General features: G+C 70.3%; 20 protein-coding genes and 1 other RNA gene. 11 read left to right on the forward strand and 10 right to left on the reverse strand.

The features are described 5' to 3' along the window. Positions 1-6: 6 nt before the first annotated feature. Together rnhA and EV671_RS21155 are read right to left on the reverse strand one after the other, a co-directional pair. Positions 7-492 (reverse strand): ribonuclease HI, encoded by a 486-nt coding sequence (rnhA, locus tag EV671_RS21150; protein WP_132575491.1) that lies wholly within the window; start codon positions 490-492, stop codon positions 7-9. Further along, positions 485-1,201, reverse strand: a complete 717-nt coding sequence (locus EV671_RS21155) for a class I SAM-dependent methyltransferase (protein WP_415840551.1) — start codon at positions 1,199-1,201, stop codon at positions 485-487. Before EV671_RS21155 ends, rnhA begins: the two co-directional genes overlap by 8 nt. 307 nt (positions 1,202-1,508) lie before the next feature. On the opposite strand from EV671_RS21155, the gene gloB reads away from it, so the two are divergent. Both gloB and EV671_RS21165 read left to right on the forward strand, forming a co-directional pair. Next, positions 1,509-2,294 carry a hydroxyacylglutathione hydrolase gene (gloB, locus tag EV671_RS21160; RefSeq protein WP_132575553.1) on the forward strand — a complete coding sequence of 262 codons (786 nt, stop codon included), beginning with the start codon at positions 1,509-1,511 and terminating at the stop codon, positions 2,292-2,294. Further along, entirely contained in the window at positions 2,291-3,838 is a 1,548-nt protein-coding gene (locus EV671_RS21165; protein WP_132575495.1) for a transglycosylase SLT domain-containing protein, read from the forward strand. The genes gloB and EV671_RS21165 overlap by 4 nt, the downstream gene beginning before the upstream one ends. Before the next feature lies 1 nt (position 3,839). Here EV671_RS21165 and EV671_RS21170 read toward each other — a convergent pair whose 3' ends face one another. Genes EV671_RS21170 through dnaX form a run of 4 tightly spaced genes read right to left on the reverse strand, consistent with a single transcriptional unit; the run spans position 3,840 to position 7,044 of the window. Then, entirely contained in the window at positions 3,840-4,232 is a 393-nt protein-coding gene (locus EV671_RS21170) for an MAPEG family protein (RefSeq protein WP_132575497.1), read from the reverse strand. A gap of 11 nt (positions 4,233-4,243) precedes the next feature. Next, a complete protein-coding gene (gene recR, locus EV671_RS21175) occupies positions 4,244-4,825 on the reverse strand; it encodes a recombination mediator RecR (RefSeq protein WP_132575499.1) in 582 nt (193 codons plus the stop codon). 7 nt (positions 4,826-4,832) lie between these two features. After that, positions 4,833-5,159: a YbaB/EbfC family nucleoid-associated protein gene (locus tag EV671_RS21180; RefSeq protein ID WP_132575501.1), complete on the reverse strand. Its 327-nt coding sequence runs from the start codon at positions 5,157-5,159 to the stop codon at positions 4,833-4,835. Between the two features lie 13 nt (positions 5,160-5,172). Beyond that, on the reverse strand, positions 5,173-7,044 hold the full coding sequence (dnaX, locus tag EV671_RS21185; RefSeq protein WP_132575503.1) for a DNA polymerase III subunit gamma/tau: 1,872 nt from the start codon (positions 7,042-7,044) through the stop codon (positions 5,173-5,175). A 45-nt stretch (positions 7,045-7,089) separates the two neighbouring features. Between dnaX and EV671_RS21190 the strand changes: the two genes are divergently transcribed. The 4 genes from EV671_RS21190 (at position 7,090) to EV671_RS21205 (ending at position 9,734) form a co-directional block, all read left to right on the forward strand. Next, complete coding sequence (locus EV671_RS21190; RefSeq protein ID WP_132575505.1) at positions 7,090-8,199, forward strand: AIR synthase related protein; 1,110 nt, start codon at positions 7,090-7,092, stop codon at positions 8,197-8,199. A gap of 14 nt (positions 8,200-8,213) precedes the next feature. Then, positions 8,214-8,600 carry a SirB2 family protein gene (locus EV671_RS21195; RefSeq protein WP_132575507.1) on the forward strand — a complete coding sequence of 129 codons (387 nt, stop codon included), beginning with the start codon at positions 8,214-8,216 and terminating at the stop codon, positions 8,598-8,600. Positions 8,601-8,610: 10 nt separating this feature from the next. After that, an RNA gene (gene ffs, locus EV671_RS21200) (signal recognition particle sRNA small type) lies at positions 8,611-8,707 on the forward strand. Between the two features lie 229 nt (positions 8,708-8,936). Next, positions 8,937-9,734, forward strand: a complete 798-nt coding sequence (locus EV671_RS21205) for a hypothetical protein (protein WP_132575509.1) — start codon at positions 8,937-8,939, stop codon at positions 9,732-9,734. A 150-nt stretch (positions 9,735-9,884) separates the two neighbouring features. On the opposite strand, the gene EV671_RS21210 is transcribed toward EV671_RS21205, so the two are convergent. From EV671_RS21210 to EV671_RS21225, 4 genes are all read right to left on the reverse strand, one after another. Then, complete coding sequence (locus EV671_RS21210) at positions 9,885-12,293, reverse strand: serine/threonine protein kinase (protein WP_132575511.1); 2,409 nt, start codon at positions 12,291-12,293, stop codon at positions 9,885-9,887. After that, a complete protein-coding gene (locus EV671_RS21215; RefSeq protein ID WP_132575513.1) occupies positions 12,293-14,077 on the reverse strand; it encodes an HDOD domain-containing protein in 1,785 nt (594 codons plus the stop codon). The genes EV671_RS21210 and EV671_RS21215 overlap by 1 nt, the downstream gene beginning before the upstream one ends. Positions 14,078-14,326: 249 nt before the next feature. Then, on the reverse strand, positions 14,327-18,169 hold the full coding sequence (hrpA, locus tag EV671_RS21220) for an ATP-dependent RNA helicase HrpA (RefSeq protein ID WP_132575515.1): 3,843 nt from the start codon (positions 18,167-18,169) through the stop codon (positions 14,327-14,329). 25 nt (positions 18,170-18,194) lie between these two features. Then, on the reverse strand, positions 18,195-18,587 hold the full coding sequence (locus tag EV671_RS21225) for a VOC family protein (protein ID WP_132575517.1): 393 nt from the start codon (positions 18,585-18,587) through the stop codon (positions 18,195-18,197). An 88-nt stretch (positions 18,588-18,675) separates the two neighbouring features. On the opposite strand from EV671_RS21225, the gene argA reads away from it, so the two are divergent. The 5 genes from argA (at position 18,676) to EV671_RS21250 (ending at position 26,480) form a co-directional block, all read left to right on the forward strand. Then, positions 18,676-20,019: an amino-acid N-acetyltransferase gene (argA, locus tag EV671_RS21230; RefSeq protein WP_132575519.1), complete on the forward strand. Its 1,344-nt coding sequence runs from the start codon at positions 18,676-18,678 to the stop codon at positions 20,017-20,019. A 77-nt stretch (positions 20,020-20,096) separates the two neighbouring features. After that, positions 20,097-20,375 carry an oxidative damage protection protein gene (locus tag EV671_RS21235; protein ID WP_132575521.1) on the forward strand — a complete coding sequence of 93 codons (279 nt, stop codon included), beginning with the start codon at positions 20,097-20,099 and terminating at the stop codon, positions 20,373-20,375. Between the two features lie 394 nt (positions 20,376-20,769). Next, entirely contained in the window at positions 20,770-21,066 is a 297-nt protein-coding gene (locus EV671_RS21240; RefSeq protein WP_132575523.1) for an H-NS histone family protein, read from the forward strand. A gap of 260 nt (positions 21,067-21,326) precedes the next feature. Beyond that, positions 21,327-24,497 carry a putative bifunctional diguanylate cyclase/phosphodiesterase gene (locus tag EV671_RS21245; RefSeq protein WP_132575525.1) on the forward strand — a complete coding sequence of 1,057 codons (3,171 nt, stop codon included), beginning with the start codon at positions 21,327-21,329 and terminating at the stop codon, positions 24,495-24,497. A 9-nt stretch (positions 24,498-24,506) separates the two neighbouring features. Beyond that, positions 24,507-26,480 (forward strand): DNA primase, encoded by a 1,974-nt coding sequence (locus EV671_RS21250; protein WP_132575527.1) that lies wholly within the window; start codon positions 24,507-24,509, stop codon positions 26,478-26,480. The last annotated feature ends 322 nt before the right edge of the window (positions 26,481-26,802 follow it).

Genomic DNA, 26,802 nt, shown 5'->3' on the forward strand with positions numbered 1-26,802 from the left:
CGGCGTTCAGCTGGCGCGGACTTTACTGAGGGAGGCCACGCCCTTGTTCGCCAGCGCATCGGCGCGCTCGTTGCCGGGGTCGCCGGCATGACCCTTGACCCAGCGCCACTCCACCGCATGCAGCTTGCGCAGCGCGTCCAGGCGCTTCCAGAGATCGTCGTTCTTCACCGGCTTGCCGTCGGCCGTCTTCCAGCCGCGGCGCTGCCAGTTGACGATCCACTCGGTGATGCCCTTGCGCACGTACTCGCTGTCCAGGTAGATGACGACATCGCAGCTGCGCTTGAGCGAGGCCAGCGCCTCGATGGGCGCGGTCAGCTCCATGCGGTTGTTGGTCGTGCCCTGCTCGCCGCCGAAGAGTTCCTTGTCGTGGCCCGCGCTGTGCAGCCAGGCCCCCCAGCCGCCGGGGCCGGGGTTGCCCTTGCAGGCGCCGTCGGTGTAGATCGTGACCTGGGGGCGCTTGATGGCGACGGCAGGCTTGGTGGTTTCAGTCATTGTTCTTGTGATGGTTGTTCAAAGCGACAGCGGGGGCATTCTTGGCCGCCATGCGCTTGTTCTTGGAGAGGCCGATCATGCGCATGCCCTGCACGCGCTTGACCGCCTGGATGAAGTAGACGGCGCCCAGCACCGGCCACCAGCGCGAGCCCACGCCCTCGGCCCACTGCCAGCGCTGCAGCCAGGCCTCGGTGCGCAGCGGCGGGCGGTAGACGCCGAAGCGCGCCGCCTCGACCTCGAAGGACAGCAGTTTCAGCCAGTCGCGCAGTCGCCAGTAGCCGATGAAGTCGCCGCCCGGCCTGAAATTGGGCAGGAAGGGCTCGCCGCGGCGCTTCAGCCGGCCCAGCTTCTGGCGCAGGCCCCACAGGCTCGCCGGGTTCAGCCCGAAGACGATGAGCCGCCCTTCGGGCCGCAGCACGCGCTCCACCTCGCGCAGCAGCGCATGCGCGTCGCAGGCCAGCTCCAGCGCATGGGGCAGCAGCACGAGGTCCAGGCTGGCGCTCTCGAAAGGCAGGGCCTCAAACTCGCTGTGCAGGTCACGGCCGACCACCCAGCGGTGCGGCATGCGGTTGGCCTGCAGCCCGCCCAGCCCCGGCAGGCCAAGCTGCAGCGCATGGAAGCCGAACAGGTCGACCACGGCCGCGTCGACCTGGGCCTGCTCCCAGGCCAGCAGGTAGCGGCCGGGCGGGGTCTGCAGCCAGGCAGCCAAATCTATACTCGGCGCTTTACCAGGGTCTATTGGCATATGAATCGTCCCCGCGCTGGGGCAGCCAAGGGCGTAGAGCTAGGCGCAGTACGCAGCCCAGGCTTTTTGCCTGGGCAAGGGCTGCAACAACGCGCTACGCCCTCGGCTGCCCCAGCCCGAAGGGTGAGGTCCCGTTCAGGGCCAACTCGTCGTTGCAAGTGCTCGCCGGGTGTCCAACCCGGCTCCGCCTTGCGCCTAGATTTGGCCCTGAACGGGACCTCACGCGGGGACGATGCATATACCAATAGACCCTCTCATGGGTGATGCGCCTTTGACGCTTACGCCGATTCCCGCTTTCGACGACAACTACCTCTGGCTGCTGGACAACGGCCGCGAGGCCCTGGTCGTCGACCCCGGCGATGCCGCCCCGGTGGCCGCGGCTCTCGACGCCCGAGGTCTGACGCTGGCGGGCATTCTATTGACCCACCACCACGGCGATCATGTCGGCGGTGTCGAGGCCCTGCGCCCGCGCCTGCGCGGCCCCATCTACGCGCCGGCTCACGAGCGCATGCCCGAGCCGGTGCAGCGCGTGCAGGGCGGCGACCACGTCGAACTGCTGGGCCTGCGCTTTGCGGTGCTGGACGTGCCCGGCCACACGGCGGGCCATATCGCCTACTTCGCGCGCGATGCCGGCGGCGACGGCCCGCTGCTGTTCTGCGGCGACACCCTGTTCAGCGCCGGCTGCGGCCGCCTGTTCGAGGGCACGCCGGCGCAACTGCATGCCGCGCTGCAGTCGCTGGCCGCGCTGCCGCCCGACACGCGCATCTGCTGCGCCCACGAGTACACGCTGTCCAACCTGCGCTTCGCCCGCGAGGTGGACCCGGGCAACCCCGCCCTCGCCGCCTACGCCGCCTGGTGCGAGGCCGAGCGCGCCGCGGGCCGGCCGACGCTGCCGGGCCGCATCGGCACGGAGCTGCGCATCAACCCTTTCCTGCGTTGTACCGAAGCCGCTCTGCGCGACGCCGCCCGGCGCCACGCCCCCTTGAAACTCCCGGCCGAGCCAAGCCCGGTCGATGTGTTCGCCACGCTGCGCGAATGGAAGAACGGATTCCGATGACACTGATCGCCCGCCTCACGCCGCTGGCCTCGGCCCTGCTGCTCGCCGCCTGCGCCACCACCCGGCCCCCCGCCGAGGCACCTGCCCCCGCCGAACCGCCCCCCCCTCCCACCGCCATCGCCGCGCCCGGCCCGGCACCCGCAACGCCCACCGCAGCCGCCCCCAGCCGCGAGGCCGCGGCCACGCTGCTGGAGGACAACCTGCGCCCGGGCGAGAAGGTCGACCTCGACGCCGCCGACGCCAACGAGGACCTCTGGGTGCGCCTGCGCCAGGGCTTCCAGCTGCAGGACCTGGACGACGACTGGGTGCACAAGGCCGAGGCCTGGTACAGCGCGCGGCCCGACTACGTCGAGCGCATGACGACGCGCGGCAGCCGCTACCTCTTCCACATCCTCGAGGAGGTCGAGAAGCGCGGCATGCCGAGCGAACTCGCGCTGCTGCCCTTCATCGAAAGCGCCTTCGTCACGCATGCCGTGTCCAGCGCCAAGGCCACCGGCATGTGGCAGTTCATGCCCGCCACGGGCCGCGACTTCGACCTCAAGCAGAACATCTTCCGCGACGACCGCCGCGACGTGCTCGCGTCCACGCGCGCCGCGCTCGACTACCTCGGCCGCCTCTACAAGATGTTCGGCGACTGGCACCTGGCGCTGGCCGCCTACAACTGGGGCCCCGGCAATGTGCAGAAGGCGGTCGCACGCAACCAGCGCCTGGGCCTGCCGACCGACTACGAGAGCCTGCGAATCCCCGACGAGACGCGCTACTACGTGCCCAAGCTGCAGGCCGTGAAGAACATCGTCCTCAACCCCGACCGCTATGCGCTCGGGCTGCCGCCGGTGTCCAACCACCCCTACTTCCTGAGCGTGAAGATCGACCGCGACATCGACGTCGAGCTCGCCGCGCGCCTGGCGGGCATCTCGCTGGAGACCTTCCAGCAGTTCAATCCGCAGATGAACAAGCCGGTCATCCTGGCCGCCGCCACGCCGCAGGTGCTGCTGCCCTACGACCAGGCCAGCGCCTTCGCCGGGAACCTGGAGCGCCACGAGGGCCCGATGGCGAGCTGGACGGCCTGGGTCGTGCCCAAGACCATGAGCCCGGCCGAGGCCGCCAGGCGCAGCGGCATGGCCGAGGCCACGCTGCGCGATGTCAACCGCATCCCGCCCAAGATGCTGGTGAAGGCGGGCTCCACGCTGCTGGTGCCGCGCGGCGAGCATGTCGTGGCCGACGTGTCCGAGCGCCTCGCCGACACGGCCGCGCTCAACCTCGCGCCCGACGCGCCGCCGCTGCGCCGCGTGAGCTTCAGAGCCGGCAAGGCCGACACCGTCGCCAGCGTCGCCGCGCGCTACAGGGTCAAGGCCGAGCAGGTGGCGCAGTGGAACAAGGTGGCGAGCAGCGCCCGCTTCAAGCCCGGCCATGCCATCGTCGTCTACACGGCGACCGCGGCTCCCGCCGCGACGAAACAGGCCAGGCTGGCCACCGCCAAGGCCGCACCCAAGGCCGCCAAGGGCGGCCGGGGCCGCACCGTGGTGGCCGCGGCCAACCCCTGATTCAGCGCACGAAGAACAGCGCGACGCTGGCCGCCGTGCCGGCGGCCCACAGCAGCGAGCGCAGCGAGGCCCGGTCCGCCACGTACAGGCCGATATAGGCCAGGCGCGCGGCGACGAAGCCCAGCGCCAGCATGTCCACCGTGGCCTGCGCGGCCTGGTGCTGGCTGGCGACGAACAGGCCCGCGATGAAGACCGGCAGCGCCTCCCAGCTGTTGGCCTGGGCCGCGTTCGCGCGCGCCTGCCAGCCCTCCTGCCGGGCCAGCCACTCGCGCGGTCGGTTGTTGTCGAAGCCGCCCTCGCGGCGGCGCTTGCCGAAGCCCCTGGACTTGGCGATGGACGCGCAGCCGAGGGGCAGCAGGCAGGCTGCGAGCAGGCAGATCTGGGCAATGGTCATCGAGAGATCCTTCAGCGTCGGTCGGAGAGGGCATGGGCGATGGTGCCCAGGTCCACGTATTCGAGTTCGCTGCCCACCGGCACGCCGCGCGCCAGCCGCGTGGACTTGACGCCGCGCACGCGCAGCGCCTCGGCCAGCACATGGGCCGTGGCCTCGCCCTCGGCCGTGAAGCTGGTGGCGAGGATGACCTCCTCCACGCCGTCCTCGGCAGCGCGCGCCAGCAGTTCGGCCGCGCCGATCCGGCCTGTGCCGATGCCGTCGAGAGGCGACAGCCGCCCGAGCAGCACGAAGTAGTAGCCGCGGTAGGAGCCGGTGCGCTCGAGCGCGGCCTGGTCGGCCGGTGTCTCGACGACGCAGAGCAGCCGCGCATCGCGCTCGGGGTCGGCGCAGACGGCGCAGATCGGCGTCTCGCTGAAGGTGTGGCAGCGCTCGCAGTGCCTGATGTGCTCGCCCGCAGCCATCAGCGCCTCGGCCAGGCGCGGCATGGCCGCCCGGTCGTGCTGCAGCAGGTGGTAGGCCATGCGCTGGGCCGATTTCTGGCCCACGCCGGGCAGGCGCTTGAGCGCCTCGATCAGGGTCTCGAGCGCGGTCAAGTCGAGATCAGAAGGGGAACTTCATACCCGGGGGCAGCGGCATGCCGGCCGTGAGCTTGCCCATCTTCTCGGCGCTGGTGGCCTCGGCGCGGCGGGCCGCGTCGTTGAAGGCGGCGGCGACGAGGTCTTCCAGCATGTCCTTGTCGTCATCCAGCAGCGAGGGGTCGATGGTCACGCGGCGGACCTCGTTCTTGCAGGTCATGACGACCTTCACGAGGCCGGCGCCGCTCTGGCCCTCGACCTCGATGTTGGCGAGCTCTTCCTGCGCCTTCTTCAGGTTGTCCTGCATCGCCTGGGCTTGCTTCATCAAGCCGGCGAGTTGGCCTTTCATCATGGTCGTGTCCTTGTCAGTTCGAGGGAGTCGGCAGGGGCTGCACGGAGCCCGGCAGGATGCGTGCCGACGGGAATTGGGAAAGCAGGGTGCGCGTCATCGGATGCGACGCAGCGAGGTCTTCGGCGGCGCGCTGTTCGGCCTCGACGCGCGCGACGGTGCGCAGCGCGATGGAGTCCTCGGCCACGCCGGCTTCGATGTCCAGCCTCGCGCCCAGCGCGGCTTCGAGCTTGGCGACGAGGGCCGGCGCGCGCAGCGATTCGCGCTCCACGCGCAGGCGCCAGACCTCGCGGCCATCGGCCGTGCTGCAGCCCAGGGCCTGGGCCTGGCGGGCCAGCTCGCCGGTCATGCCGACGATGTTCAGCGCCGCGATGCGTTCGGCCCACTGCGCGCCTTCGGGCGTCTCGCGCAGCTCGGCACGGCGCGGCGCCTCGGGCTCCCGCACGGCTGGCGTGGCGGGGGCGTCGTCGGCCTCCATCCACGGCGGCGGCGCATCGTCGGGCGGCGGGCCGTCGCCGAAGGCCATGTCGTCTTCATCGGCGGCCGTCGGCTCGACCGGGCGCGGGCGCAGCCTGTCGCTGAAGCTGGGCGCAGCCGGCTCCGCCACCTTGGGCGCGGCAGCCACGGGCGCCGGGACCGGAGCGGCCACGCGTTCCACGGCCCGCTCGGGAGTCCGCTCCACCACGGGGGCCGGCGCCGCCACCTTGGGCAGCGGCACGGCGACGACGGCCTTGGCCACCGCGGGCGGGCGCACCAGCGCGGCGGCCTTCACCGGTTTGGGCTGCGTGCCCGCGGGCCGGAAGGCCAGCATGCGCAGCAGCACCATCAACAGGCCGGCGTATTCGTCCGGCGCCAGATGCAGCTCGGCGCGGCCATGCAGGGCCATGCTGTACATCAGCTGCACCTCGTCGGCCGGCAGGGCTGCGGCCAGTCGGCGGATCTCGACAGTCTCGTTGTCGGCGTCGTCCAGCGCCGTGGGCGCGGCCTGGGCCAGGGCCATCTGCTGGAACAGCGTGGCCAGGTCTTCCAGCGTGCCGGCGGCCGACAGGCCCGCGCCGCGCAGCGCATCGGCCTGGGCCACGACGGCCTCGCCGCTCGCCGCCGCCAGCGCGTCGACGATGGCCACGACATGGCCACGGTCCACGCTGCCCAGCATCTGGCGCACGCCGGCCTCGCTCAGCGAACCGGCACCGAAGGCGATGGCCTGGTCGGTCAGCGACAGCGCATCGCGCATCGAGCCCCGCGCCGCGCGCGACAGCAGGCGCAGCGCGCCGGGCTCGGCCGGCACGCTCTCGGCGCCCAGCACATTGCCCAGGTGCATCTGCACATCGGCCGCGGCCATGGGGCGCAGGTTGAACTGCAGGCAGCGCGACAGCACGGTGACCGGTACCTTCTGCGGGTCGGTCGTCGCGAGCACGAACTTCAGGTAGTCGGGCGGCTCCTCCAGCGTCTTCAGCATCGCGTTGAAGGCGGTGTTGGAGAGCATGTGCACTTCGTCGATCATGTAGACCTTGAAGCGGCCGACGACGGGCTTGTAGACCGCCTGGTCCAGCAGCTGCGAGATCTCTTCGACGCCGCGGTTGGAGGCCGCGTCCAGCTCCACATAGTCGACGAAGCGGCCGGCGTCGATGTCGCGGCAGGCCGGGCAGACGCCGCAGGGCTGGGCCGTGATGCCGCCGCTGCCGTCGGCCCCGGTGCAGTTCAGGCTCTTGGCGAGGATGCGCGAGACGGTGGTCTTGCCGACGCCGCGCGTGCCGGTGAACAGATAGGCGTGGTGCAGCCGGCCCTGCGTCAGCGCATTGGCCAGCGCCTGCACGACATGCTCCTGGCCGACGAGCTGCTCGAAACTCTGCGGACGGTATTTGCGGGCCAGGACCTGGTAACTCATGGGCGAGGATTCTATGGGCGGGGTCACCGCGGATAATCCCGTCCCATGACTTCGCAAGCCCCCCTCACCTACGACCAGGCCGGCGTCAACTACGACCTGATCGATCCGCTCAAGATCACCGCCCAGCGCGCCGCTGCAGCCACCGCCTCCCACCTCGCCGGCCACGGCTTCAGCGAGGTCAAGGCGTCGCGTGGCGAATCGGCCTATGTCGTGGACGTGGGGCCGTTCTACATCGCCTCCATCGTCGAATGCCTGGGCACCAAGACGCTGGTGGCCGACGAGATGGCCCGGCTGACCGGCAGGAGCTTCTTCGGTTCAATAGCCCAGGACACCATCGCGATGGCGGTCAACGACCTGATCACCGTCGGTGCCACGCCGCTGGTCGTGCAGGCCTACTGGGCCGCCGGCGGCAGCGACTGGTTCGGCGACGCCCAGCGCGCCCAGGCGCTCGTGGCCGGCTGGAAGGCCGCCTGCGACACCTGCCAGGTCGCCTGGGGCGGCGGCGAGACGCCGGCCCTGGCCGGCATCGTCGAGGACGGCCGCATCGACCTGGCCGCCTCCTGCACCGGCCTCATCAACCCCAAGGAGCGCCTGTCGGTCGGCGACAAGCTGGGCGCCGGCGACGCCATCGTGCTGCTGGCCTCCAGCGGCATCCACGCCAACGGCCTGAGCCTGGCGCGCAAGCTGGCCGAGCGCCTGCCGAACGGCTATCTGACCGAGATCGAGCCCGGCCTGAGCTACGGCGAGGCGCTGCTGGCGCCCACCGCCCTGTACTCGCCCGTGACCGAGGCACTGTGGAAGGCCGGCATCGCGCCGCACTATTGCGCCAACATCACCGGCCACGGCTGGCGCAAGCTGCTGCGCCATCCCAGCAGCCTGACCTACCGCATCCGCACCGTGCCGCCCAAGACGGCGGTGCTGGACTTCATCCAGAAGCAGGCCGGCCAGGACGACCGCGAGGCCTACTCCACGCTGAACATGGGCGCCGGCTTCGCGATCTTCGTCAAGGCCGGGGACGCCGAGCGCACCGCCCAGGTCGCGCGCGACTGCGGCATCCAGGCCTGGGTGGCCGGCACGGTCGAGGCGGGCGAGAAGCAACTGCTGATCGAGCCTCTGAACATCCGTTTCAGCGAAGACGACCTGCACCTGCGCTGATCAGGCGCCCGGCGATGGACTGGTTCTACTCGCAGATGGTCCAGTGGCATGTGCTGCTGGCCTGGTGCAGCGTGGCCATCTTCTTCACGCGCGGCCTGATGTTCCAGTTCGGCACGCCGGCGCTGCAGGAGATCGCGAAGGACGCCCGCCTGATGGTGGTGGTGTTCGGCGTGAACGCCTGCCTCGTCGTCACCGGCCTGAGCCTGTGGGGCTCCATTGGCTACAACCCGCTGCAGGACTGGTGGCTGGGCGTGAAGCTCGTCGCGCTGGTCGGCTACATGGCCTGCGGCCATTGGGCGATGAGCCAGGACAAGCTGCACCTGCTGGGCTACCTGACCGCGCTGGCGCTGCTGGCCCTCGCGATGGACCTTTCGATCAACCGGCAGTTCCTGCCCGGTTAGAATAGTCAGCGACGGGCCTCCCCGCATGGAAGCGCGCCCAACCGGGTCAGGTGGGGAACCAAGCAGCCCTAAGCGTTGCAACCAGTGCCGGGGTCAGGCTCGTCACCCCTACTTGCCCCATGTCTTGCTCAAGACAGCCAGGCCGAAACGCCTGCCGGGCCGCCCTCCCTGGCCTGAATCGGTCGCCGCGCCGCGCGAACAGCGGCGGTTCGCCCCCCCAATCACGGGGCTTGAATCGGCGCACGGATGACCTCTCGCCCCAGCGTTGTCACGCTTTGTTCCAGCCCTCGCTTCTTCGCGGCGCGGTTTGCTGGTTTCGTCACTGGAGGAGGTTGTGTGTCTGCATACAAATTCCAGGTCGTGCGGCTTGCAAGGTTGCGGCTCGGTGCGCTGACGACGCTGCTGGCCGCCATGGCTGCGGCGCACGCCGGTCCGACAACTGTCGTCTATGACTTCACGGGAATCGGCGCTCTATCCGTCGATGGTGGGTTCATCGACACGCCCGGTGTCCACTTCAAGGGCACGGTGACGCTGGACGTAAATCCGGCGGACCAGCCGAGCCCGACCGCACTGAACCAGGCTTTGGCCTTGACCGGGTGGGTGGCCCCCAGCTTCGACATCCAGTACCTCAGCGGCGGGACTTGGCACTCGCTGCCGCATGCAGCCCATATCGTCGGCGAAACCGAATTTGACAACGAGGCCGTGGTCAGGGACGACTACGCGGGGTCTGGACTGGATGAGCTGTTTACCCAGTTCCAGTCGAAACTCGTGAAGCCCGTCAGTTCCGGGCAGTATGTGCAGGTGTCACGGACAACATTGGACCGGCACACGACCTTGTCATGGCTGAATGGGTTCGACTTCGCGACCGACGTCGGACTCGCACCGGGTGACGCGACGCACACGGCCTACAACCACCTGGTCTTCCAGGACACCATCACCAACCCGGACTCTCAACCGATTCCCGGCAATATCAGCTGGCACACGACGGGCACGACCGCGGACATCAGCCTGTCGAGCCTGGCCCTGGAGCCAGCGGCGTCCGGCAATACGGTCCCCGAGCCTCGTTCGACGATGCTGGTGGCGATGGCGCTGGGCATTGCGGGCCTGGCGCGAAGAGCCGCCTCGCGACGGTGATTCCTCCCCGCCTCACGCAGCCGCGAATGGAACTCCGATGGAGCTGCCCCTCGCTGCGCGGCGTGGGCACCTCGGTCATGCCCAGCCTGATCGGCGGCAATATCCACGGCCCCACCATCATGATCGCGGGCGTTCGCGGGTGGCGGTGGATCAGGAACTGGCCTGCCGGAAGGCCATCACGGCCTGATTGCGCAGGGTGCGAAGCAGCGAGAGTTCCTTGTCACCCAGCTGCACGACGCCGGCCTCGGCATGGTCGGCGTAGATCAGGCCCAGCGGCGCGCCCTTGAGCATCAGCGGCAGCAGCAGGAAGCTGCGCGCATCCATCTCGGCCTTGAACCAGGCCGGCAGCCGGGCCGAGATATTGGCCGCGCGGGCGTCCTGGATCAGCGTGTCCGCCCCCTTCAGGCAGACGGCGGCGAGCAGGTCGGGCGGCTGGCCGGTCAGGTCCACGCGCAGCAGCGGCGCCAGGCGCTCGACGTCCGCCCCCACGCCCAGGCGCCCGGTCAGCGTCTGGCCGCGCGCATCGCGCAGGCAGAAGATGACGCGGCGCAGGCCCAGGGCGCGGTAGATGGTCTCCAGGATCATGCGCAGCACGGCATTGAGCTGGAAGCTGTTGACCATCGCGTCGGTGATCTCCTGGATGCCGGCGGCCAGCAGCTCGCTGGGCTGCACGGGGCTTGGCGGCGCGCCGGCCTCGGTGCGCTCCAGCACCTGGGTGGCCGCCAGCTCGTGGGCCGTCAGCGAGTCGCCGACCGAAGGCGCCAGCGGCGCCAGCAGGCGCTGCGCACGCGAATCGCGCGGCAGGCGCAGGTCCAGGGCCTCGGTCATCTGTGCCAGGCGCTGGCGCGCGGTGTCGGCCGCATGCTCGAAGCTCTCGGCGCTCAGCCCCAGCGCGCGCGCATGCCGCTGGGCCAGCGCGCGCAGCTTGGCGTGGGCCTGCTCGGGCGGCGTCTGCATGATGAGGTCGGCCATGTCGTTGGACGCGCGGGCCAGCCAGCGCTGGCGCTCGGCGCCGTCCTCGATCAGCTTGGGCGGTGCCTCGCCGGTGGGCCGGCGCATCGCGCGCTGCAGGCTCTCGGGCAGGCCCCACTGGCGCGCCACGCCCAGGCCCAGGGCCTCGTAGCTCATGCCCAGCACCTGGGCCGACGCGGCGGCCTCGCTGATCGGGGGCTGGCCGTCGTCGAGGGGGCTGACGAGGCGGCGCACGGCGCCGGCCTCCTCGGGGAAATAGAACTCCGTCAGCGTGCGGCCGAGATGGTGCAGCATCGCGCCGAGGAAGGCCTCCTCGGCGTCACGCGCATTGGCGCACAGCTCGCGCGCCAGCGAGGCGGCCATCAGCGAGCGCAGGAAGTCCTCGCGCAGCCGCTGCGCATGGCCCTTGTTCTCCATGCGCTCCAGCAGCACCAGGCTGAGGGCCAGATTGCGGATGCCGGCGAAGCCGATCAGCGCCACGGCGCGCGACACGGTGCTGATGCCGCCGCCGCCCGCATGCCGGTAGGCCGCCGTGTTGACCAGGCGCAGCAGCTTCTGCGTCAGCGCCACGTCCTTCAGGATCTCGTTGGACAGGCTGGACAGGCTCTCGTCCTCGGACTGCGTTAGGCGCTGGATGCGGCTGATGGCGTCGGACAGCGCCGGGAAGTCGCTCTTGTGGCGCATGCGGCGCAGCAGGAAGTCCAGCACCGGCGCGTCCCCCGCGTCGGCGGGCGGCTCGGCCACCGGGCGCAGCCAGGCCGCCAGCGCGTCGCGCATCAGCGCCGCGCTCGGCCAGCGCGCCGCGGGCTCGCGCGCCAGGCCGCGCTGCACGATGGCGCGCAGCGCATCGTCCACGTCGGCCGGCAGGCCCGAGGGCAGCACGAGGTCGGTCGTCTGCACGCGCTGGATGGCGCGCCAGGGGTCGGGGTCATGGTTCAGGCGCTGGCCGCTCAGCATCTCGGCCAGCATGACCGACGCCGCGAACACGTCCATCTGCGGATGCGGCGCCGCGCCGCGCGCGGCCTCGGGAGAGATGTAGCCGGGCGTGCCGACGACGCGGTTCGGCGTGTTGCTGCCGGGCGAGACGCGGGCCGCGATGCCGAAGTCCATCACCCGCGCCCGGCCGCGCGCGTCCAGCAGGATGTTGCTGGGCTTGAGGTCGCGGTGGACCAGGCCGGCGGCATGGGCAGCGGTCAGGCCGTCCAGCACGCCCAGCATCAGCGTGACGGCCTCGGCCGCCGTCGGGCGCGGGCCGGCGCGCAGGCGCTGGCTGAGCGTGCCGCCGCTGACGTACTCGAAGACGAGATAAGAGCGCCCGCCCTGGGTGTCGGCCTCGAAGACCGGCACGATATTGGGGTGGGTCAGCCGGCTGACGGCGCGGGCCTCGTGCAGCCACTCGTCGACGGTTCCGGCGTCACCGGCATCGGCGCTCGGGGGCTTGAGCAGCTTGACGGCCACCTCGCGATCCAGCAGCGGGTCGTGCGCCAGCCAGACGGTGGCCTGTGCGCCCTCGCCCAGGCGCTGCAGCAGCCGGAAGCGGCCGAGTTGGGGGGGCAGGTCGTCGTCGGCCATTCGGTAGGCGGTCATCAGCGGCCACTGCCGCGGCTGGCAAGGCGCTCGCGCAGCGGCGAGGCCGCCGGAGCCGGGGCCGGCGGCGCGGGCGTGTCCTGTGGTTGGCCGGCGCGCGGGGCGCCGGGGTTGAGGGCTTCCATCACCTCGCGCAGGCCCAGGCCCAGGGCCTTGGCATAGCGCCGCGTCGCGGCCTCGATGCCGGGGCGGCGCTTGGGCTCGGGCAGGCCGAGGGCATCGACCAGCTCGTTGGCGAAGCTGCAGGTCAGGCGCAGCGTGTCGGCATCGCTGCGCGGCGGGTGCACAGCCGCGTCCAGCGGCTGGCGCCGGATCATCTGCTGCAGCTCGTCGCCCAGGCCCCAGTGGCGGGCCACGGCGATGCCGAGGGAATCCAGGTCGCAGCCCAGCACGGCATAGGCCGCCGCCTGCTCGCTCATGCCCGGCGGGTTGGGCTGCTCCTCGGTCGGCTCGGGCGGCACCATCAGCTGGCGAATCTGCTGGGCATCGTCGGGGAAGTGATACTGCAGCAGCAGGCGGCCGAGGTTCTGCATGACCGTGATCAGGTGCACGACCTCGCCGTCATAGCCCGCCGGGCGCAGGGCCTGCGCGACCTGGGCGGCCTTGCCGACCCGGGCCATCAGCTGGCGCAGCATCTCGGCCGCCACCGGCGCCAGCGGCCCCGGCCAGGGCTTGAGGGCATTGGCCGCGAGCTGCAGGCCGTCCAGGCCCAGCATCTGGATGGCACGCTGCATGTTCAGCACCGTCTCGCCCTGGTGGCCGGCCTGCCTGAGCGCGTTGTTGACGCGGCGCACCAGCTCCAGGCTCAGGGCCATGTCCTTGAGCGCCAGTTCCGACAGCGCGCTGGCGTGCTTGGCCTCCAGGCCCGAACCGGCCGTGAAGCGGTGCAGGCCGGTCGTCGTCGTCGGCAGGTGGCCGATGCGCTGCAGCTTGTCCAGCAGCAGCACGACGGGGCCGCCGGTGTCGTAGGCCGCGGCCTGGCGCCAGCCATCCAGCGCGCGCCAGAAGCTGCGCGCCAGGTGGTAGCGCTGGCGCAGCTGGCGGTCGGTCGCGCGGTTGCAGATCGCGCGCAGCGGGTCGGGAATCGGGTGGGGCGTCTCCCAGCCCAGGCGCACCATTTCCCTGCCGATGGGCTGCATCTGCTGCACGACATGCTGCAGATCGTTCTCCTCCAGCACGGGCCGGCCGCTGAGGATGCGGTTGAGCAGCAGGCCAACGCAGAGCACATCCTCCTCGGCCGATTCGCGCACTGCGCGGCGCGTGACGGCGTTGAAGTCCACGGTGGCGGGGAAGACCTCCTGGGCCACCTCGAGGCCGATCAGCCTCACCCTGTCGGCGGCGTCGATGACGAGGCAGGCCGTCTGGATGTCACGGTGGGCGTGGCCGGCCTCATGGGCGAAGGCCAGGCCCTCCAGCAGCTGAGCCACCCAGCCGGCGGCGTCGATGGGCAGCGGCGCGTTCTGGCGCGCGAGGCGCTCGTCCAGCGTCTCGCCCAGGGCGCGGTCATAGGCGACATAGGGCCAGTTCTCGACATGGCCGATCTCGAAGGGCTGCGCCAGGTTGGGATGCTGCACGCGCTCCGCCCCCTGCGCCATGCGCAGCCAGTGCTCCAGGGCCGGCGCACTATTGGGCTTGTCGCGCGGCATGCACAGCATCAGCTCCTGGCTGTGGCGGGCATCGAAGACGCGCCAGATCAGGCTGCGTGCGCTTTTCGAGAGCAAGGCGCGCAGCTCGAAGCGGCCGAAGCTCCTCAGCGGCGGGGCGGCGGGGCTGGTTTCAGACACGGCGACGTGGGCGGGACGGTAACAGTTGGTGTCCCTGCATTGGACTCCAGGCCGGCAGGGTCGAGCTTGCAGCCAAGCGTCGAAATGCAACGGATTTCCTCCGGTTCATCCCGCAATCGACGGCTTGCGTGCATCAGCTCTCGGTCTCCGCGGCGCGGCCGGCCTCAACTGCTGAGCTGAGCCCCTACTTTGTGGTTCCGGCATAACTTGCGCCAAAGGGGCAAGTGAGCCAACGCCGCAAAGCGGGCCTCAGCTTGTCAGCTGAGCCCATACTTTGTCCAGCCGCTTCACGCTGACGGGTTGGGGCGTGCGCAGTTCCTGGGCGAACAGGCTGACGCGCAGTTCCTCCAGCTGCCAGCGGAAGTCGTCCAGCCGCCCGTCCTTCACGCCCTTGAGTTCGGCCAGGCGGCGCGTGTAGCGCTGCTCCAGCGGCCTGACCTCGCTCATCAGCCGAGCGTCGCGAGCCGGGTCGGCGCGCAGCTTGTCCAGCCGGCCCGTGACGGCCTTCAGGTAGCGCGGCAGATGCTGCAGTTGGGCCCAGGGCGTGTCGAGCGCGAAGCGCTTGGGCGCCAGGCGCTGCAGCTGGGCCGTGATGTCGTCGGACACGTCCTTGGCCGGGCGCGAGTCCTTGAGCTTGCGGCTGGCATTGGCCAGCTCCTGCAGCACGGCGTGCACGGCGCGGGCCACTTCCTGGGCGATCAGGTTGAGGCGGCTGCGGCCCTCCTCGATGCGCTTCTTGAACGCGAGCTGATCGGTGGGCAGCGGATCGCCCAGGAAGGCGCGGTCCAGCGCGACGCCGATGATCTGGTCGCGCAGTTCCTCCGCAGTACCGAGGCCCATGAAGAGAACGGACATGCGCTGCAGGTCGGGAATGTTCTTCTCCAGGAACTTCAGCGGCTCCTTGAGCTGCAGCGCGATCAGGCGGCGCAGGCCGGCGCGGTGCTTCGCGGCGGCCACCTCGGGCTCGTCGAAAACCTCGATCTCCACATGGCCGCCCCTGTCGATCAGCGCCGGGAAGCCGATCAGCGTCTGGCCGCCCTTGCGCACCTCCAGCAGCTCGGGCAGCTCGCCGAAGCTCCAGTCCGTGTAGGCCTGGCCGGCGTCGCGCGCCGGCTCGGGCTTGTTGACGACCTCGGCGCGCACGCCCTTCCCTGCCACGGGTGCCGGCACCGGCTTGGGTGCCTCGGCGGCCGGCAGCTTCAGCGCCGCCAGCGCCTGGAATGCCGAGCGCGCCTGCCCGCCCAGCTCCGCCTTCAACGCGGCGAGCTGGCGGCCCTGGCCGAGCTGGCGGCCATGCTCGTCGACGACGCGGAAGTTCATGAACAGATGCGGCGCCAGCTGTTCCAGCTTGAAGTCGTTGCGCTGCACGGCGAGCTGGGTACGGTCCTTCACGGCCCGCAGCAGCGTGTCCACCAGACCGCCGTGGCAGAAGGGCTGCAGCTCGACGAATTCGGCGACGAAATCCGGCAGCGGCGTGAGCCGCGCGCGCGGCTTCTGGTGCAGGCTCTTCAACAGCGCCATGACCTTGGCGGCCAGCATGCCGGGCACCAGCCACTCGGCGCGCTCCTCGCTGACCTGGTTCAGCGCAAAGATGGGCACGGTCACCGTCAGGCCGTCGCGTGCATCGCCGGGCTGGTGCAGGTAGTTGGCCGCGCAGTCCACGCCACCCAGGCGGATGACCTTGGGGAAGGCCTCGCTGGTGACGCCCGCGGCCTCGTGGCGCATCAGCTCGTCCTGGCTGAGCTGCAGCAGCTTGTCATCGCCCTTGCTGGCCTCGCGCCACCATTTCAGCAGCGTGGCGCCGGAGAACACCTGCGCCGGCAGCTTGTCGTCGTAGAAGGCGTAGATCAGCTCGTCGTCCACCAGTACGTCCTGGCGGCGCGACTTGTGCTCCAGCGCCTCCACCTTGCTGATCTGGCGGCGGTTGTGGGCGATGAAGGGCAGCTGGCGCACGAGGTCCTCGGGCAGATCGTCGTTGACCAGGCCCTCGCGGATGAAGATCTCGCGCGCGGCCTTGGCATCCACGCGGCCGAAGTTCACGCGTTTGCCGCTGTACAGCACGATGCCGTAGAGCGTCGCCCGTTCGAGCGCCACGACCTCGGCGGCCTTCTTCTCCCAGTGCGGCTCCAGCAGCTGCGTCTTGATGAGGTGGCCGGCGATGGGCGGCAGCCACTGCGGCTCGATGTTGGCGAGGCCCCGGCCATAGAGCCGCGAGGTGTCCACCAACTCGGCCGCGACGATCCAGCGGCCCGGCTTCTTGCTGAGGTGGGCACCCGGGTGACGGTAGAACTTGATGCCGCGCGCGCCGAGGTACCAGTCCTCGTCGTCGCTCTTCTGGCCGATATTGCCCAGCAGGCCGGCCAGCATGGACAGGTGCACCTGCTCGTAGGTGGCCGCGCTCTGGTTCAGCCGCCAGCCGTGCTCGGCGACGACGGTCTGCAGCTGCGAGTGCACGTCGCGCCACTCGCGCACGCGGCGCGGGCTGACGAAGCTCTCGCGCAGCAGGGCCTCGTGCTTGCGGTGCGACAGCTTGTGCTCGCCCTCGCCGCCACGGCTGTCACCCAGCCATTTCCACAGCTTCAGATAGCCCATGAACTCCGACTTCTCGTCGTCGAACTTCTTGTGCTTCTCGTCGGCGGCCTGGGCCGCTTCCTGCGGGCGGTCGCGCACGTCCTGGCCGGACAGCGCCGACGCGATGACCAGCACCTCGGTCAGCGCGTCACGCGTGCGCGCCTCCAGGATCATGCGGCCCACGCGCGGGTCCAGCGGCAGGCGCGACAGCTCCTTGCCGAGCGGCGTCAGCTCGTTCGCGTCGTCGGTGGCACCCAGCTCGTTGAGCAGCTGGTAGCCATCGGCGATCGCCTTCGGTCTTGGCGCCTCGATGAAGGGGAAGCGTTCCACCTCGCCCAGGTGCAGCGACTTCATGCGCAGGATGACGCCGGCGAGGCTGGAGCGCAGGATCTCGGGGTCGGTGAAGCGCGGGCGCTCGTTGAACTCCTTCTCGCTGTACAGCCGCACGCAGATGCCGTTGCTGACACGGCCGCAGCGGCCGGCGCGCTGGTTGGCCGCAGCCTGGCTGATGTTCTCGATCAGCAGCTGCTCGACCTTGTTGCGGTAGCTGTAGCGCTTGACCCGCGCCAGGCCCGGGTCGATGACGTAGCGGATGCCCGGCACCGTGAGGGACGTCTCGGCCACGTTGGTGGCCAGCACGATGCGGCGCGCGCCATGCGGCTCGAAGACCTTGTTCTGCTCGGCCTCCGACAGGCGCGAGAACAGCGGCAGGATGTCCACGCCCGGCGGGTGGTGCTTGCGCAACGCCTCGGCCGCCTCGCGGATCTCGCGCTCGCCGGGCAGGAAGACCAGCACGTCGCCGCCGCCCTCTCTCCACAGCTCGTCCACCGCGTCGCAGATGGCACTGTTGAGGTCGTACTCGCGGCTTTCCTCGAAGGGGCGATAGCGCTGCTCGACGGGGAATAGCCGGCCGCTGACCATCAGCACCGGCGCGGGGCCCCTGCTGGACTCGAAGTGCTTCGCGAAGCGCTCGGCGTCGATGGTGGCCGAGGTGACGACGATCTTCAGGTCGGGCCGGCGCGGCAGCAGCTCGCGCAGATAGCCGAGCAGGAAGTCGATGTTGAGGCTGCGCTCGTGGGCCTCGTCGATGATCAGCGTGTCATAGGCCTTCAGCAGCGGGTCGCTCTGCGTCTCGGCCAGCAGGATGCCGTCGGTCATCAGCTTGACCGAGGCGCCCTTGGTGAGCCGGTCCTGGAAGCGCACTTTGTAGCCCACCACGTCGCCCAGCGGCGTGTTCAGCTCCTCGGCGATGCGCTTGGCCACGCTGCTGGCGGCGATGCGGCGCGGCTGGGTGTGGCCGATCAGGCCGCCGCCGTTGACACGCCCGCGGCCCATCGCCAGCGCGATCTTGGGCAGCTGGGTGGTCTTGCCGGAGCCGGTCTCGCCGCAGACGATGACGACCTGGTGCTCCGCGAGCGCGGCCATGATCTCGTCGCGGCGCAACGAGACGGGCAGGCTTTCGGGGAAGGAAATGGAAAGAGCCGGCTGAACTGGCCGGCTCTCTTGACGTTCAGAATTCATTGCAGCGGGATTGTCCCGCAGCTGCTCACGCCTCGCGCGGGAAGTAGCTGATGACCTGGATCACCGCGCCCTGCGGGTCCTGCAACACGGCCATGCGGCCGACGGTCGGGATGTCGAAGGGGCCGGCGCAGACCGTGGCGCCCAGGCCCTTGGCCTTCTCCACGGTCGCGTCGCAGGACGCCACCGTGACATAGGCGCCCCACATGGCCGGCCCGGGTTGCTGCTGCTGCATGACGCCGCCGACCGCGACCTCGCCCACCTTGATGACGTGGTAGTCGCCCTGGCCGAGGTTCATCGTGTCGAAGCCCCAGCCGAACAGCGTGCCGTAGAACTCGCTGGCCTTCTTGGGGTCGGGGCTGGACAGCTCGTTCCAGCTGAAGGCGCCGGGGGTCATGTAGACGTCTTGATAGTCCTTCATCGCAGTCTCCGGTTTGGGGGGACTCGGATCGTCGGCAGCGCGGATGACAGCGTCAAGTCCGCTTCGTCAGGCCGCACAATTCCGTCCCATGACCGGCCTTGTCTTTCCCCACACCTTCGTGCCCTGGTTCCGCGCCGTGGCGCCCTATATCCACGCCTACCGGGGCGAGACCTTCGTCGTCGGCATGCCGGGCGAGCTGATCGCCGCCGGCAAGCTCAACGCCTTCGTGCAGGACCTGGCCATCCTGCACGCGATGGGCATCAAGATCGTGCTGGTGCACGGTTTCCGGCCGCAGGTCAACGAGCAACTGGCCGCCAAGGGCCAGGTGCCGCGCTTCAGCCACGGCCGGCGCATCACCGACGCCGTGGCCCTGGACTGCGCCCAGGAAGCCGCCGGCCAGCTGCGCTTCGAGATCGAGGCGGCCTTCAGCCAGGGCCTGCCCAACACGCCGATGGCCAATGCCACCGTGCGCGTCGTCTCCGGCAACTTCCTGACCGCGCGGCCGGTCGGCATCGTCGATGGCGTGGACTTCCAGCATTCCGGCCTGGTGCGCAAGGTCGACGGTGCCGCCATCCAGCGCGCCATCGACATCGGCGCCATCGTGCTGCTGTCGCCCTTCGGCTTCTCGCCCACGGGCGAGGCCTTCAACCTGAGCATGGAGGACGTGGCCACCTCCACCGCCATCGCTCTGCAGGCCGACAAGCTGCTCTTCGTCTGCGAATCCGCCGGCGTGCCCGAGGACCCGAACGACCCCGACAGCGCCATCGACACCGAGCTGGCCCTGGCCGACGCCGAGCGCATGCTGGCCAAGGCTGCCCCCCACCCCGATCCGACCGACGCCGCCTTCTATCTGCGCCACTGCGCCGAGGCCTGCCGCGCCGGCGTCGAGCGCTCGCACATCATCCCCTTCGCGGTGGACGGGGCGCTGCTGCAGGAGGTCTACACCCACGATGGCATCGGCACCATGGTGGTCGACGAAAAGCTCGAAAGCCTGCGCGAGGCCAGTTCCGACGACGTGGCCGGCATCATCAAGCTCATCGAGCCCTTCGAGCGCGACGGCACATTGGTCAAGCGCAGCCGCACGGAAATCGAGCGCGACGCCGAGATGTACACGGTCATCGAGCACGACGGCGTCATCTTCGGCTGCGCGGCGCTTTATCCCTATGTTGAAGCCCGCACCGCCGAAATGGCCGCGCTGACGGTATCCGCCGAAGTGCAGGGCCAGGGCGACGGCGACCGGCTGCTGAAAAGAATCGAGCAGCGCGCCAAGGCCATGGGCCTGGACAGCATCTTCGTGCTGACGACGCGCACGATGCACTGGTTCATCAAACGCGGTTTCCAGCAGGTCGACCCCGAATGGCTGCCGGAGGAGCGCAAGCGCAAATACAACTGGGACCGCCGCTCGCTGGTACTGGTCAAGAAATTCAACTAAGCCCCGCGGCGCCCGCAGTGCCGGGCCGGCGCGCTAAAGTGCCGGCCGTTTTCTTTCTCGTGTTTCAGGAGTCCGTCATGCCCCGCGTCGTTCAATGCGCCTATCTGAAGAAGGAAGCCGAAGGGCTGGACTTCCCGCCCTACCCCGTCCATACCGAACTCGGCAAGAAGGTGTGGGAAAACGTCAGCAAGGAAGCCTGGGCGGCCTGGATGAAGCACCAGACCATGCTCGTCAATGAAAACCGCCTCAACCTCGCCGACCAGCGCGCCCGCCAATACCTGATGCGCCAGGCCGATCAGTTTTTCTTCGGCACGGGTGCCGAAACCGTGGCGGGCTATGTCCCGCCGACGAACTGAGCGCAGCTCGGTGGAAAAACTGGGGGAGCGCTCATCTGCGCGCAGCGCAGGTGATGCGCTCACAACATTTTTCTTCGGCACGGGTGCCGAAACAGTGGCGGGCTATGTGCCTCCCACTGCCTGATTAGCCCGATCGCGGCCAAGCCCCATATACCGAGCCCCTGCGGGCCTGGCGGGATCGCCGGGCCGGGCGCCGGCAAAAACCGCTGAAGGCAAATGGAAGGGTTCAAATGGAAACCCGTAGCCGGCCGCCAACGAAAACCCTTGCCTGAATTCACCGGCCGCGATTTAATTCGCTCGCGGAGATACTCGCCCGGCACCCGCCACGGCGCTCTCCGAGGCCCGGATGCCCCGCATCAGCGCCTCACCGGTCAAATCGCAAGAGGAATAGAGCATGTCCAATCTCAAGGAACTCCTGGCCCAACGTGCCGCGCTTGATGAGCAGATCAATCAAACCAAGGAGCGTGAGCGCGGCGAGGCGGTGGCCAAGGTCAAATCCCTGATGAGCGAATATGGCCTGACGATGGCCGACCTCGCCATGCGCACCCCCAAGCCGGCCAAGGTCTCCAAGGTTGCCGCCAAGTATCGCAACCAGGCCACCGGTGAAACCTGGAGCGGCCGTGGCCTGCAGCCCAAATGGCTGAAGGCCGCCATTTCCGGCGGCGCCAAGCTGACCGATTTCGCCGTTTAAGCGCGCCTCGCGCAGGATTACCCCTCGCCGCAGGCGGCGGCAAAGACAGGGCCACCCATCCGGATGGCCCTTTTCTTTTGCGGCAAGGTTGCCGGCCTAAACTCCGGCGCATGCCTTTCGTCACGCTGTCCGGCCGGTTCCGCCCAGGGTTTCACCTAGGCATGGCCATGTGCACGGGCGGGGAGATTCCGGCCATGTTCCGCCGCTCCAGGCCCTGCCTGCTGCACCGCCCCCACCCGGCCCGGGCGGAGGGCTGAGCCATGGCCCGGCATTCCGGCAGCAGCGAAGCGCCCGAAACCCACGGCGGCGGCGTAAGCAGTGGCCTGTCCACCGACCTGCCGCCCTCGACCACGCTGCCGCCCGGCCCGCGCCGCATCCACGACCGCCGCGGCCTGCGTCGCCTGCGCCGGGTCGGCCTCGCTGCACTGGCCGGCCTGGGCGGCGGGCTCATCGTGGCCTGGGCCGTGGCCACCGAGGTGCTGCCCCCGCTGCTGCGCCTGCCCCAGCCCGCCGCCGCCGCGCCAGCGACCGCTCTCTTCATCCCGATGCTGCTGGCCGCACTGGGCCTGACCGCGCTGTGGCGGCTCGGCACCTGGGTGCTGCCCCTGGTCGTGGCCGGCCTGCTGCTGGGCTGCGGCCTGCCCCTGCTGCTGGAGCCACAGGCCGACCCGCTCGGCCTGCTCGCGTCGGCGCCACTGCTGAGCGCCCTGGCGCTGCCCCTGTTTGCCGCGGTGCTGAACCGCACGCTGCTGCGCCGCCTCGGCCTGACCGGCCGGCTGGCGAGCCGGCGCGAGATCGCCCGCTTCGGGCTGCTGGCGGGGCTGGCCGCGCCCCTGCTGGCCGGCCTGCTCGCACTGGCCGCGCTGTTGGCCGCCGGGTTGACGCCGGAGGGCGCCGCCCGCGGCGCGCTGACGCTGGCCGGCGCCTGGGCCCTGGCCCTGCTGAGCGCCGGTACCGCGCTGCAGACCAGCTCGCAGCAGCCACGGCGCAGCGGGCGCTGGCCGGCCCGGGTGCTGGCCGCCGCCGCCGCCCTCACCCAACTGGGCCTGGCCTGGCTGCCCGATGCCGGCGCCCTGCTGCTCGTGCCCCAGCTGCTGCTGAGCCTGCATGCGCAGCAGGCCACACCGCGCCACAACGCCGGCCTCGGCCTGGGCCTGCTCGCGCTGTGGGCGCTGACCACGCCGGCCACGCCGCCGGCCTGGGCGGCCGCGGCGCTGCTGGCCCTGCTGCCGCTGGCCGTCCTTGCGCTGAGCCAGCACCGGGTGCGCGAACACGACGGCTGGCGCAGCGCCCTCGACGCCCAGGGCCTGGCCCTCGCCGAATGGCGCCTGCCCGAAGGCCGGCGGCATGCCTCGGCCCGCTGGCTGGCGCTGACGACGCCCGTCGACCCGACCTCCCGACCCGGCAGCACGCCGCTGGACTGGGTGCGCGTTGCCCACCCGCGCGACCGCGAGCCGGTGCGGCGGGCCCTGCGCGAGTTGCTGGCGCATGCCGGGCGCGACCAGCTCGGCCTGTCGCTGCGCATCGCAGCCGACGGCGGCGACTGGCGCTGGCACGAACTCCAGGCCCATGTGCCGCAACGCGACCGCAAGGGCCAGGCGCGCAGCCTGATCGCGACGCTGGCCGACGTCAGCTGGCGCCACACGGCCGAGGAGCGCGAGCGCATGTCGGCCACGATCTTCCAGCAGTCCGGCGAGGGCCTGGCCGTCGTCGACGCGCAGTGGCGCATCGTCGAGGTCAACCCCGCCTATTGCGACATCCTGCATGCGTCGCGCGAGGCCCTGGTCGGCCGCCTGGCGGCGCCGCTGAGCGTGGCCAATCTGCGGCGTAGCGGCCATGAGGCGGTCGAAGTGCAGGCCCGGCTGAAGGCGGGCCAGACCTGGAGCGGCCAGATCCAGGCCGAGCTGGACGACGGCGGCCGCCATGTCTTCTCGACCCGGCTCAGCCCGGTGCCCGAGCCCGACGGCATCAGCCCGCGCTGGCGCCTGCTGAGCCTGACCGACCTGGGCGAGAGCCTGCGCCAGCAGGAGCTGCTGCGCCGCAGCCTGCGCTACGACATCGCCACCGGCCTGCCCAACCGCGACGAATTCATGAGCCTGCTGCAGCAAGCGCTGCTGGCGGCCAACCGCGACGGTTTCAAGCTCGTGATCTGCGTCATCGACCTGGACGACTTCGGCCGCGTCAATGTGGAGCAGGGCCAGCTCGTCGCCGACGCCGTGCTGCTTCAGCTCAGCGGCCGGCTGCAGGCCACGCTGCGCCGCGCCCGCGGCGGCGCCGCCGCCGACACGGCCGACCAGCTCGCCCGGCTGCATGGCGACGAGTTCGCCGTGCTGATGCGGGTGCAGACGGCCGACGAGGGCCAACGCGCCATCGACCGGCTGCTGGGCCTGCTGTCCACGCCGGTTTCCATCCGCGAGAGCCGCGTCGGCGATGGCCTGGCCCTGGAGGTCGGCGCCAGCATGGGCGCCACCCTCTACCCGCTGGACGAGGCCGACCCCGAGACCCTGCTGCGCCATGCCGGCCACGCCCTTTATCGCGCCAAGCAGCTCGGCCGCGGCAGCGTGCAATTCCACGACCCCACGCTGAGCGAGCGCGACGAGGCTGGCCTGATCGCCGTGGCCCGCCTGCAGCGCGCGCTCGACAGCAACGAGTTGCTGCTGTACTACCAGCCCCAGATCGATCTGCGCACCGGCCAGGTGATGGGCGTCGAGGCCCTGCTGCGCTGGCAGCACCCGGACCGCGGCCTGCTTGCGCCGGCGCATTTCCTGCCGCTGGTCGCGGCCACCGGCCTGTCGGTGCAGATCGGCGACTGGGTCATCGAGCAGGCTCTCGCGCAGGCGGCGACCTGGCTGGACGCCGGCGTCAACGGCGGCCGCGGCCTGCCGGTCAGCGTCAACGTCGGCGCCCGCCAGCTCGGCCGGCACGACTTCCCGCAGCGCCTGCAGGAGCTGATCCGGCGCCAGCCGCCGGCAGTCGCCCATCTGCTGCACCTGGACGTGCTCGAGTCCGACGCGCTGGTCGAGACGGTCGCCACCCAGGCCCTCATCCAGCGCTGCCTGAGCCTGGGCGTGGGCATCGCGCTGGACGACTTCGGCGCCGGTTACTCGCGCCTGTCGTCGCTCAAGCGCCTGACGGTCGATACGCTGAAACTCGACCGCAGCTATGTGCAGGGCATGCTGGGCGACGCCCAGGACCTGTCGCTGGTGGAAAGCGTCATCGGTCTGGGGCGCAACATCGGCTGCGCGGTGCTGGCCAAGGGCGTCGAGAGCCGCGCCCATGCGCGCGAGCTGCTGCGCCTGGGCTGTCGCCTCGGCCAGGGCAATGGCATCGCCGCGGCCATGCACGCCTCGGCCCTACCGGGCTGGATGGAGGCCTTCGCCAACAGTGACTGGGCCGGGCAACTGAAAGCCCCGACGCAGGCGCCTCTTTAAACTCCCGGGGTGATTCCCCAAGGCTTCATCCAGGACCTGCTGGCCCGCGTCGACATCGTCGAGGTGGTCGGCCGCCATGTCGAGCTGAAAAAGGCCGGCAGCAACCACAAGGGCCTGTGCCCGTTCCATGGCGAGAAGTCGCCCAGCTTCAACGTCAATTCCGTCCGCCAGACCTACCACTGCTTCGGCTGCGGCGTGCACGGCAATGCCATCGGCTTCCTGATGGAACACACCGGCGCCAGCTTCGTCGAGGCCGTGGAAGACCTGGCCCAGCAGGTCGGCATGGTGGTGCCGCAGGACGAGCGCAGCCCCGAGCAGCGCGAGCGCGCCAAGGCCGAGAAGGCCCGCCAGCACAGCCTGACCGAGGTGCTGGCCCGCGCGGCGGGCTTCTACAAGGACCAGCTGCGCAAGGCGCCGCGCGCCGTGGCCTACCTGAAGGGTCGCGGCCTGACCGGCCAGATCGCCGCCCGCTTCGGCCTCGGCTATGCGCCCGAAGGCTGGCGCTCGCTGGCCAGCGGCTTCCCGTCCTACGACGACCCGCAGCTCGTCGAATCCGGCCTGGTGATCGAAAAGCAGGCGGATGACGAGGGGGCAGGCGGGCCGCCCCAAGCCGGCCCGCATCCCCTCCGGGGATCGTCCGACGTACCCGGCGGGCGTGGGGCTTCATCCCGGCGCTACGACCGCTTCCGCGACCGCGTGATGTTCCCGATCCGCAATGTGCAGGGCGAGGTCATCGGCTTCGGTGGCCGCGTGCTGGACAAGGGCGAACCCAAATACCTGAACTCGCCCGAGACACCGGTCTTCGTCAAGGGCCGCGAGCTCTACGGCCTGTTCGAGGGCCGCCAGGCCATGCGCCAGCGTGGCTATGCCCTGGTCGTCGAGGGCTATATGGACGTCGTCGCGCTGGCCCAGTACGGCATCGCCAACGCCGTCGCGACGCTGGGCACGGCCTGCACGGCCGACCATGTGCACAAGCTCTTCCGCCACACCGACTCGGTGGTCTTCAGCTTCGACGGCGACGCCGCCGGCCGCCGCGCCGCCGTGCGCGCGCTGGAGGCCGCCCTGCCCCACGCGTCCGAGACCCACACCGTCAAGTTCCTGTTCCTGCCGACCGAGCACGATCCGGACTCCTATGTGCGCGAACTCGGCGCCGAGGCCTTCGAACGCGCCGTTGAGGGCGCCGTGCCGCTGTCGCGCCAGCTCGTCACCGTGGCCGCGGAGGGCTGCGACCTCGCCACGCCTGAAGGCCGTGCCCGCATGCTGGCCCAGGCCAGGCCGCTGTGGAACCTGTTGCCGGACGGCCTGCTGCGCCGCCAGCTGCTGGGCGAGTTCGCCCGCCAGGGCCAGCTGCCCGAAACCGAACTGCAGGCACTGTGGATGGGCGAGTCTGCGCCCGGTCCAGGCGTCGCAACGCAACCGCCCGATGCCGGTGGTCCGCCGCCGGAGAAGCCGCGCTGGCAGCCCAAAGGCGAGTGGAAACCCAAGGGCGAGTGGAAGGGCAAGGGCGACTGGAAATCCCGCCGCGACGCCGAGCAGCGTCCCGCGGGCCCTCGCGCCACGCCCGCCACCCATGCCGACAGCGCCGCCCGCCTGCTGCTGCTGCACAGCGAGCTGTGGGACACGCTGGGCGACGAGGACCGCGCCCTGCTGCACGACCTGCCTGGCGTGCACGGTGAACTGGTCCAGTGGCTGGAGCGCTACCTCGTGAACCATGGCGCCAGCCCCTGGGCCGTCATCGAGGCTGCGTTGCAGGCCGACGGCCTGGCCGCTGCCGCCGCGAAGCTGTCCCGCCCGGCCCAGGAACTGGGCGTGGAAGAACAAAGCCCCGCCAGCGACCTCGGCATCGCCGTAGACGCGTTGCGCCTGCAGCGCCAGCAGCTGCGTGCCCTGCCAGCCAGCAGCGGCGTCACGGACGACGACCGCCGACGGGCGCTGGAGCTGATGGCGCAATTACGCGCCCGGCACGGCATTTCCTCGGGCTAACCCGAATAGATTTTGACTCGGCCATGAAATTGGCCGATAATGCAATGTTTTCCGCGCGCGTCAACAAGAGTGACGGCAGAGAGATGCCGGGCCCGGCCACCTTGCGAAACAAGGCACCTGCGAGTTTTGAAGGCCACCACATCCGCCACCTCTGCACTCCAAACGATCACGCCAGCTTGTTCGCGCCACGCCTGGGTCCCTCGACCGATATCCGGTTGATACCCGGCGACGAAAGCCACCGCCCCCATGCCCCGCCGGCTTGACGCCGAGCCCGGGCTGGCCGCGGTGGCTGCTGCATTTCTGAATTGACCGCGCAAACCCT

The organism is Roseateles saccharophilus, assembly GCF_004342485.1.
GTDB lineage: Bacteria > Pseudomonadota > Gammaproteobacteria > Burkholderiales > Burkholderiaceae_C > Pelomonas > Pelomonas saccharophila.

Bases quoted from the DNA above. Each gene is read 5' to 3' on its own strand.
- rnhA (WP_132575491.1), bottom strand. From the start codon at position 492: ATGACTGAAACCACCAAGCCTGCCGTCGCCATCAAGCGCCCCCAGGTC.
- EV671_RS21165 (WP_132575495.1), top strand. From the start codon at position 2,291: ATGACACTGATCGCCCGCCTCACGCCGCTGGCCTCGGCCCTGCTGCTC.
- EV671_RS21170 (WP_132575497.1), bottom strand. From the start codon at position 4,232: ATGACCATTGCCCAGATCTGCCTGCTCGCAGCCTGCCTGCTGCCCCTC.
- EV671_RS21180 (WP_132575501.1), bottom strand. From the start codon at position 5,159: ATGATGAAAGGCCAACTCGCCGGCTTGATGAAGCAAGCCCAGGCGATG.
- dnaX (WP_132575503.1), bottom strand. From the start codon at position 7,044: ATGAGTTACCAGGTCCTGGCCCGCAAATACCGTCCGCAGAGTTTCGAG.
- EV671_RS21190 (WP_132575505.1), top strand. From the start codon at position 7,090: ATGACTTCGCAAGCCCCCCTCACCTACGACCAGGCCGGCGTCAACTAC.
- EV671_RS21195 (WP_132575507.1), top strand. From the start codon at position 8,214: ATGGACTGGTTCTACTCGCAGATGGTCCAGTGGCATGTGCTGCTGGCC.
- EV671_RS21210 (WP_132575511.1), bottom strand. From the start codon at position 12,293: ATGACCGCCTACCGAATGGCCGACGACGACCTGCCCCCCCAACTCGGC.
- hrpA (WP_132575515.1), bottom strand. From the start codon at position 18,169: ATGAATTCTGAACGTCAAGAGAGCCGGCCAGTTCAGCCGGCTCTTTCC.
- EV671_RS21225 (WP_132575517.1), bottom strand. From the start codon at position 18,587: ATGAAGGACTATCAAGACGTCTACATGACCCCCGGCGCCTTCAGCTGG.
- argA (WP_132575519.1), top strand. From the start codon at position 18,676: ATGACCGGCCTTGTCTTTCCCCACACCTTCGTGCCCTGGTTCCGCGCC.
- EV671_RS21235 (WP_132575521.1), top strand. From the start codon at position 20,097: ATGCCCCGCGTCGTTCAATGCGCCTATCTGAAGAAGGAAGCCGAAGGG.
- EV671_RS21240 (WP_132575523.1), top strand. From the start codon at position 20,770: ATGTCCAATCTCAAGGAACTCCTGGCCCAACGTGCCGCGCTTGATGAG.
- EV671_RS21245 (WP_132575525.1), top strand. From the start codon at position 21,327: ATGGCCCGGCATTCCGGCAGCAGCGAAGCGCCCGAAACCCACGGCGGC.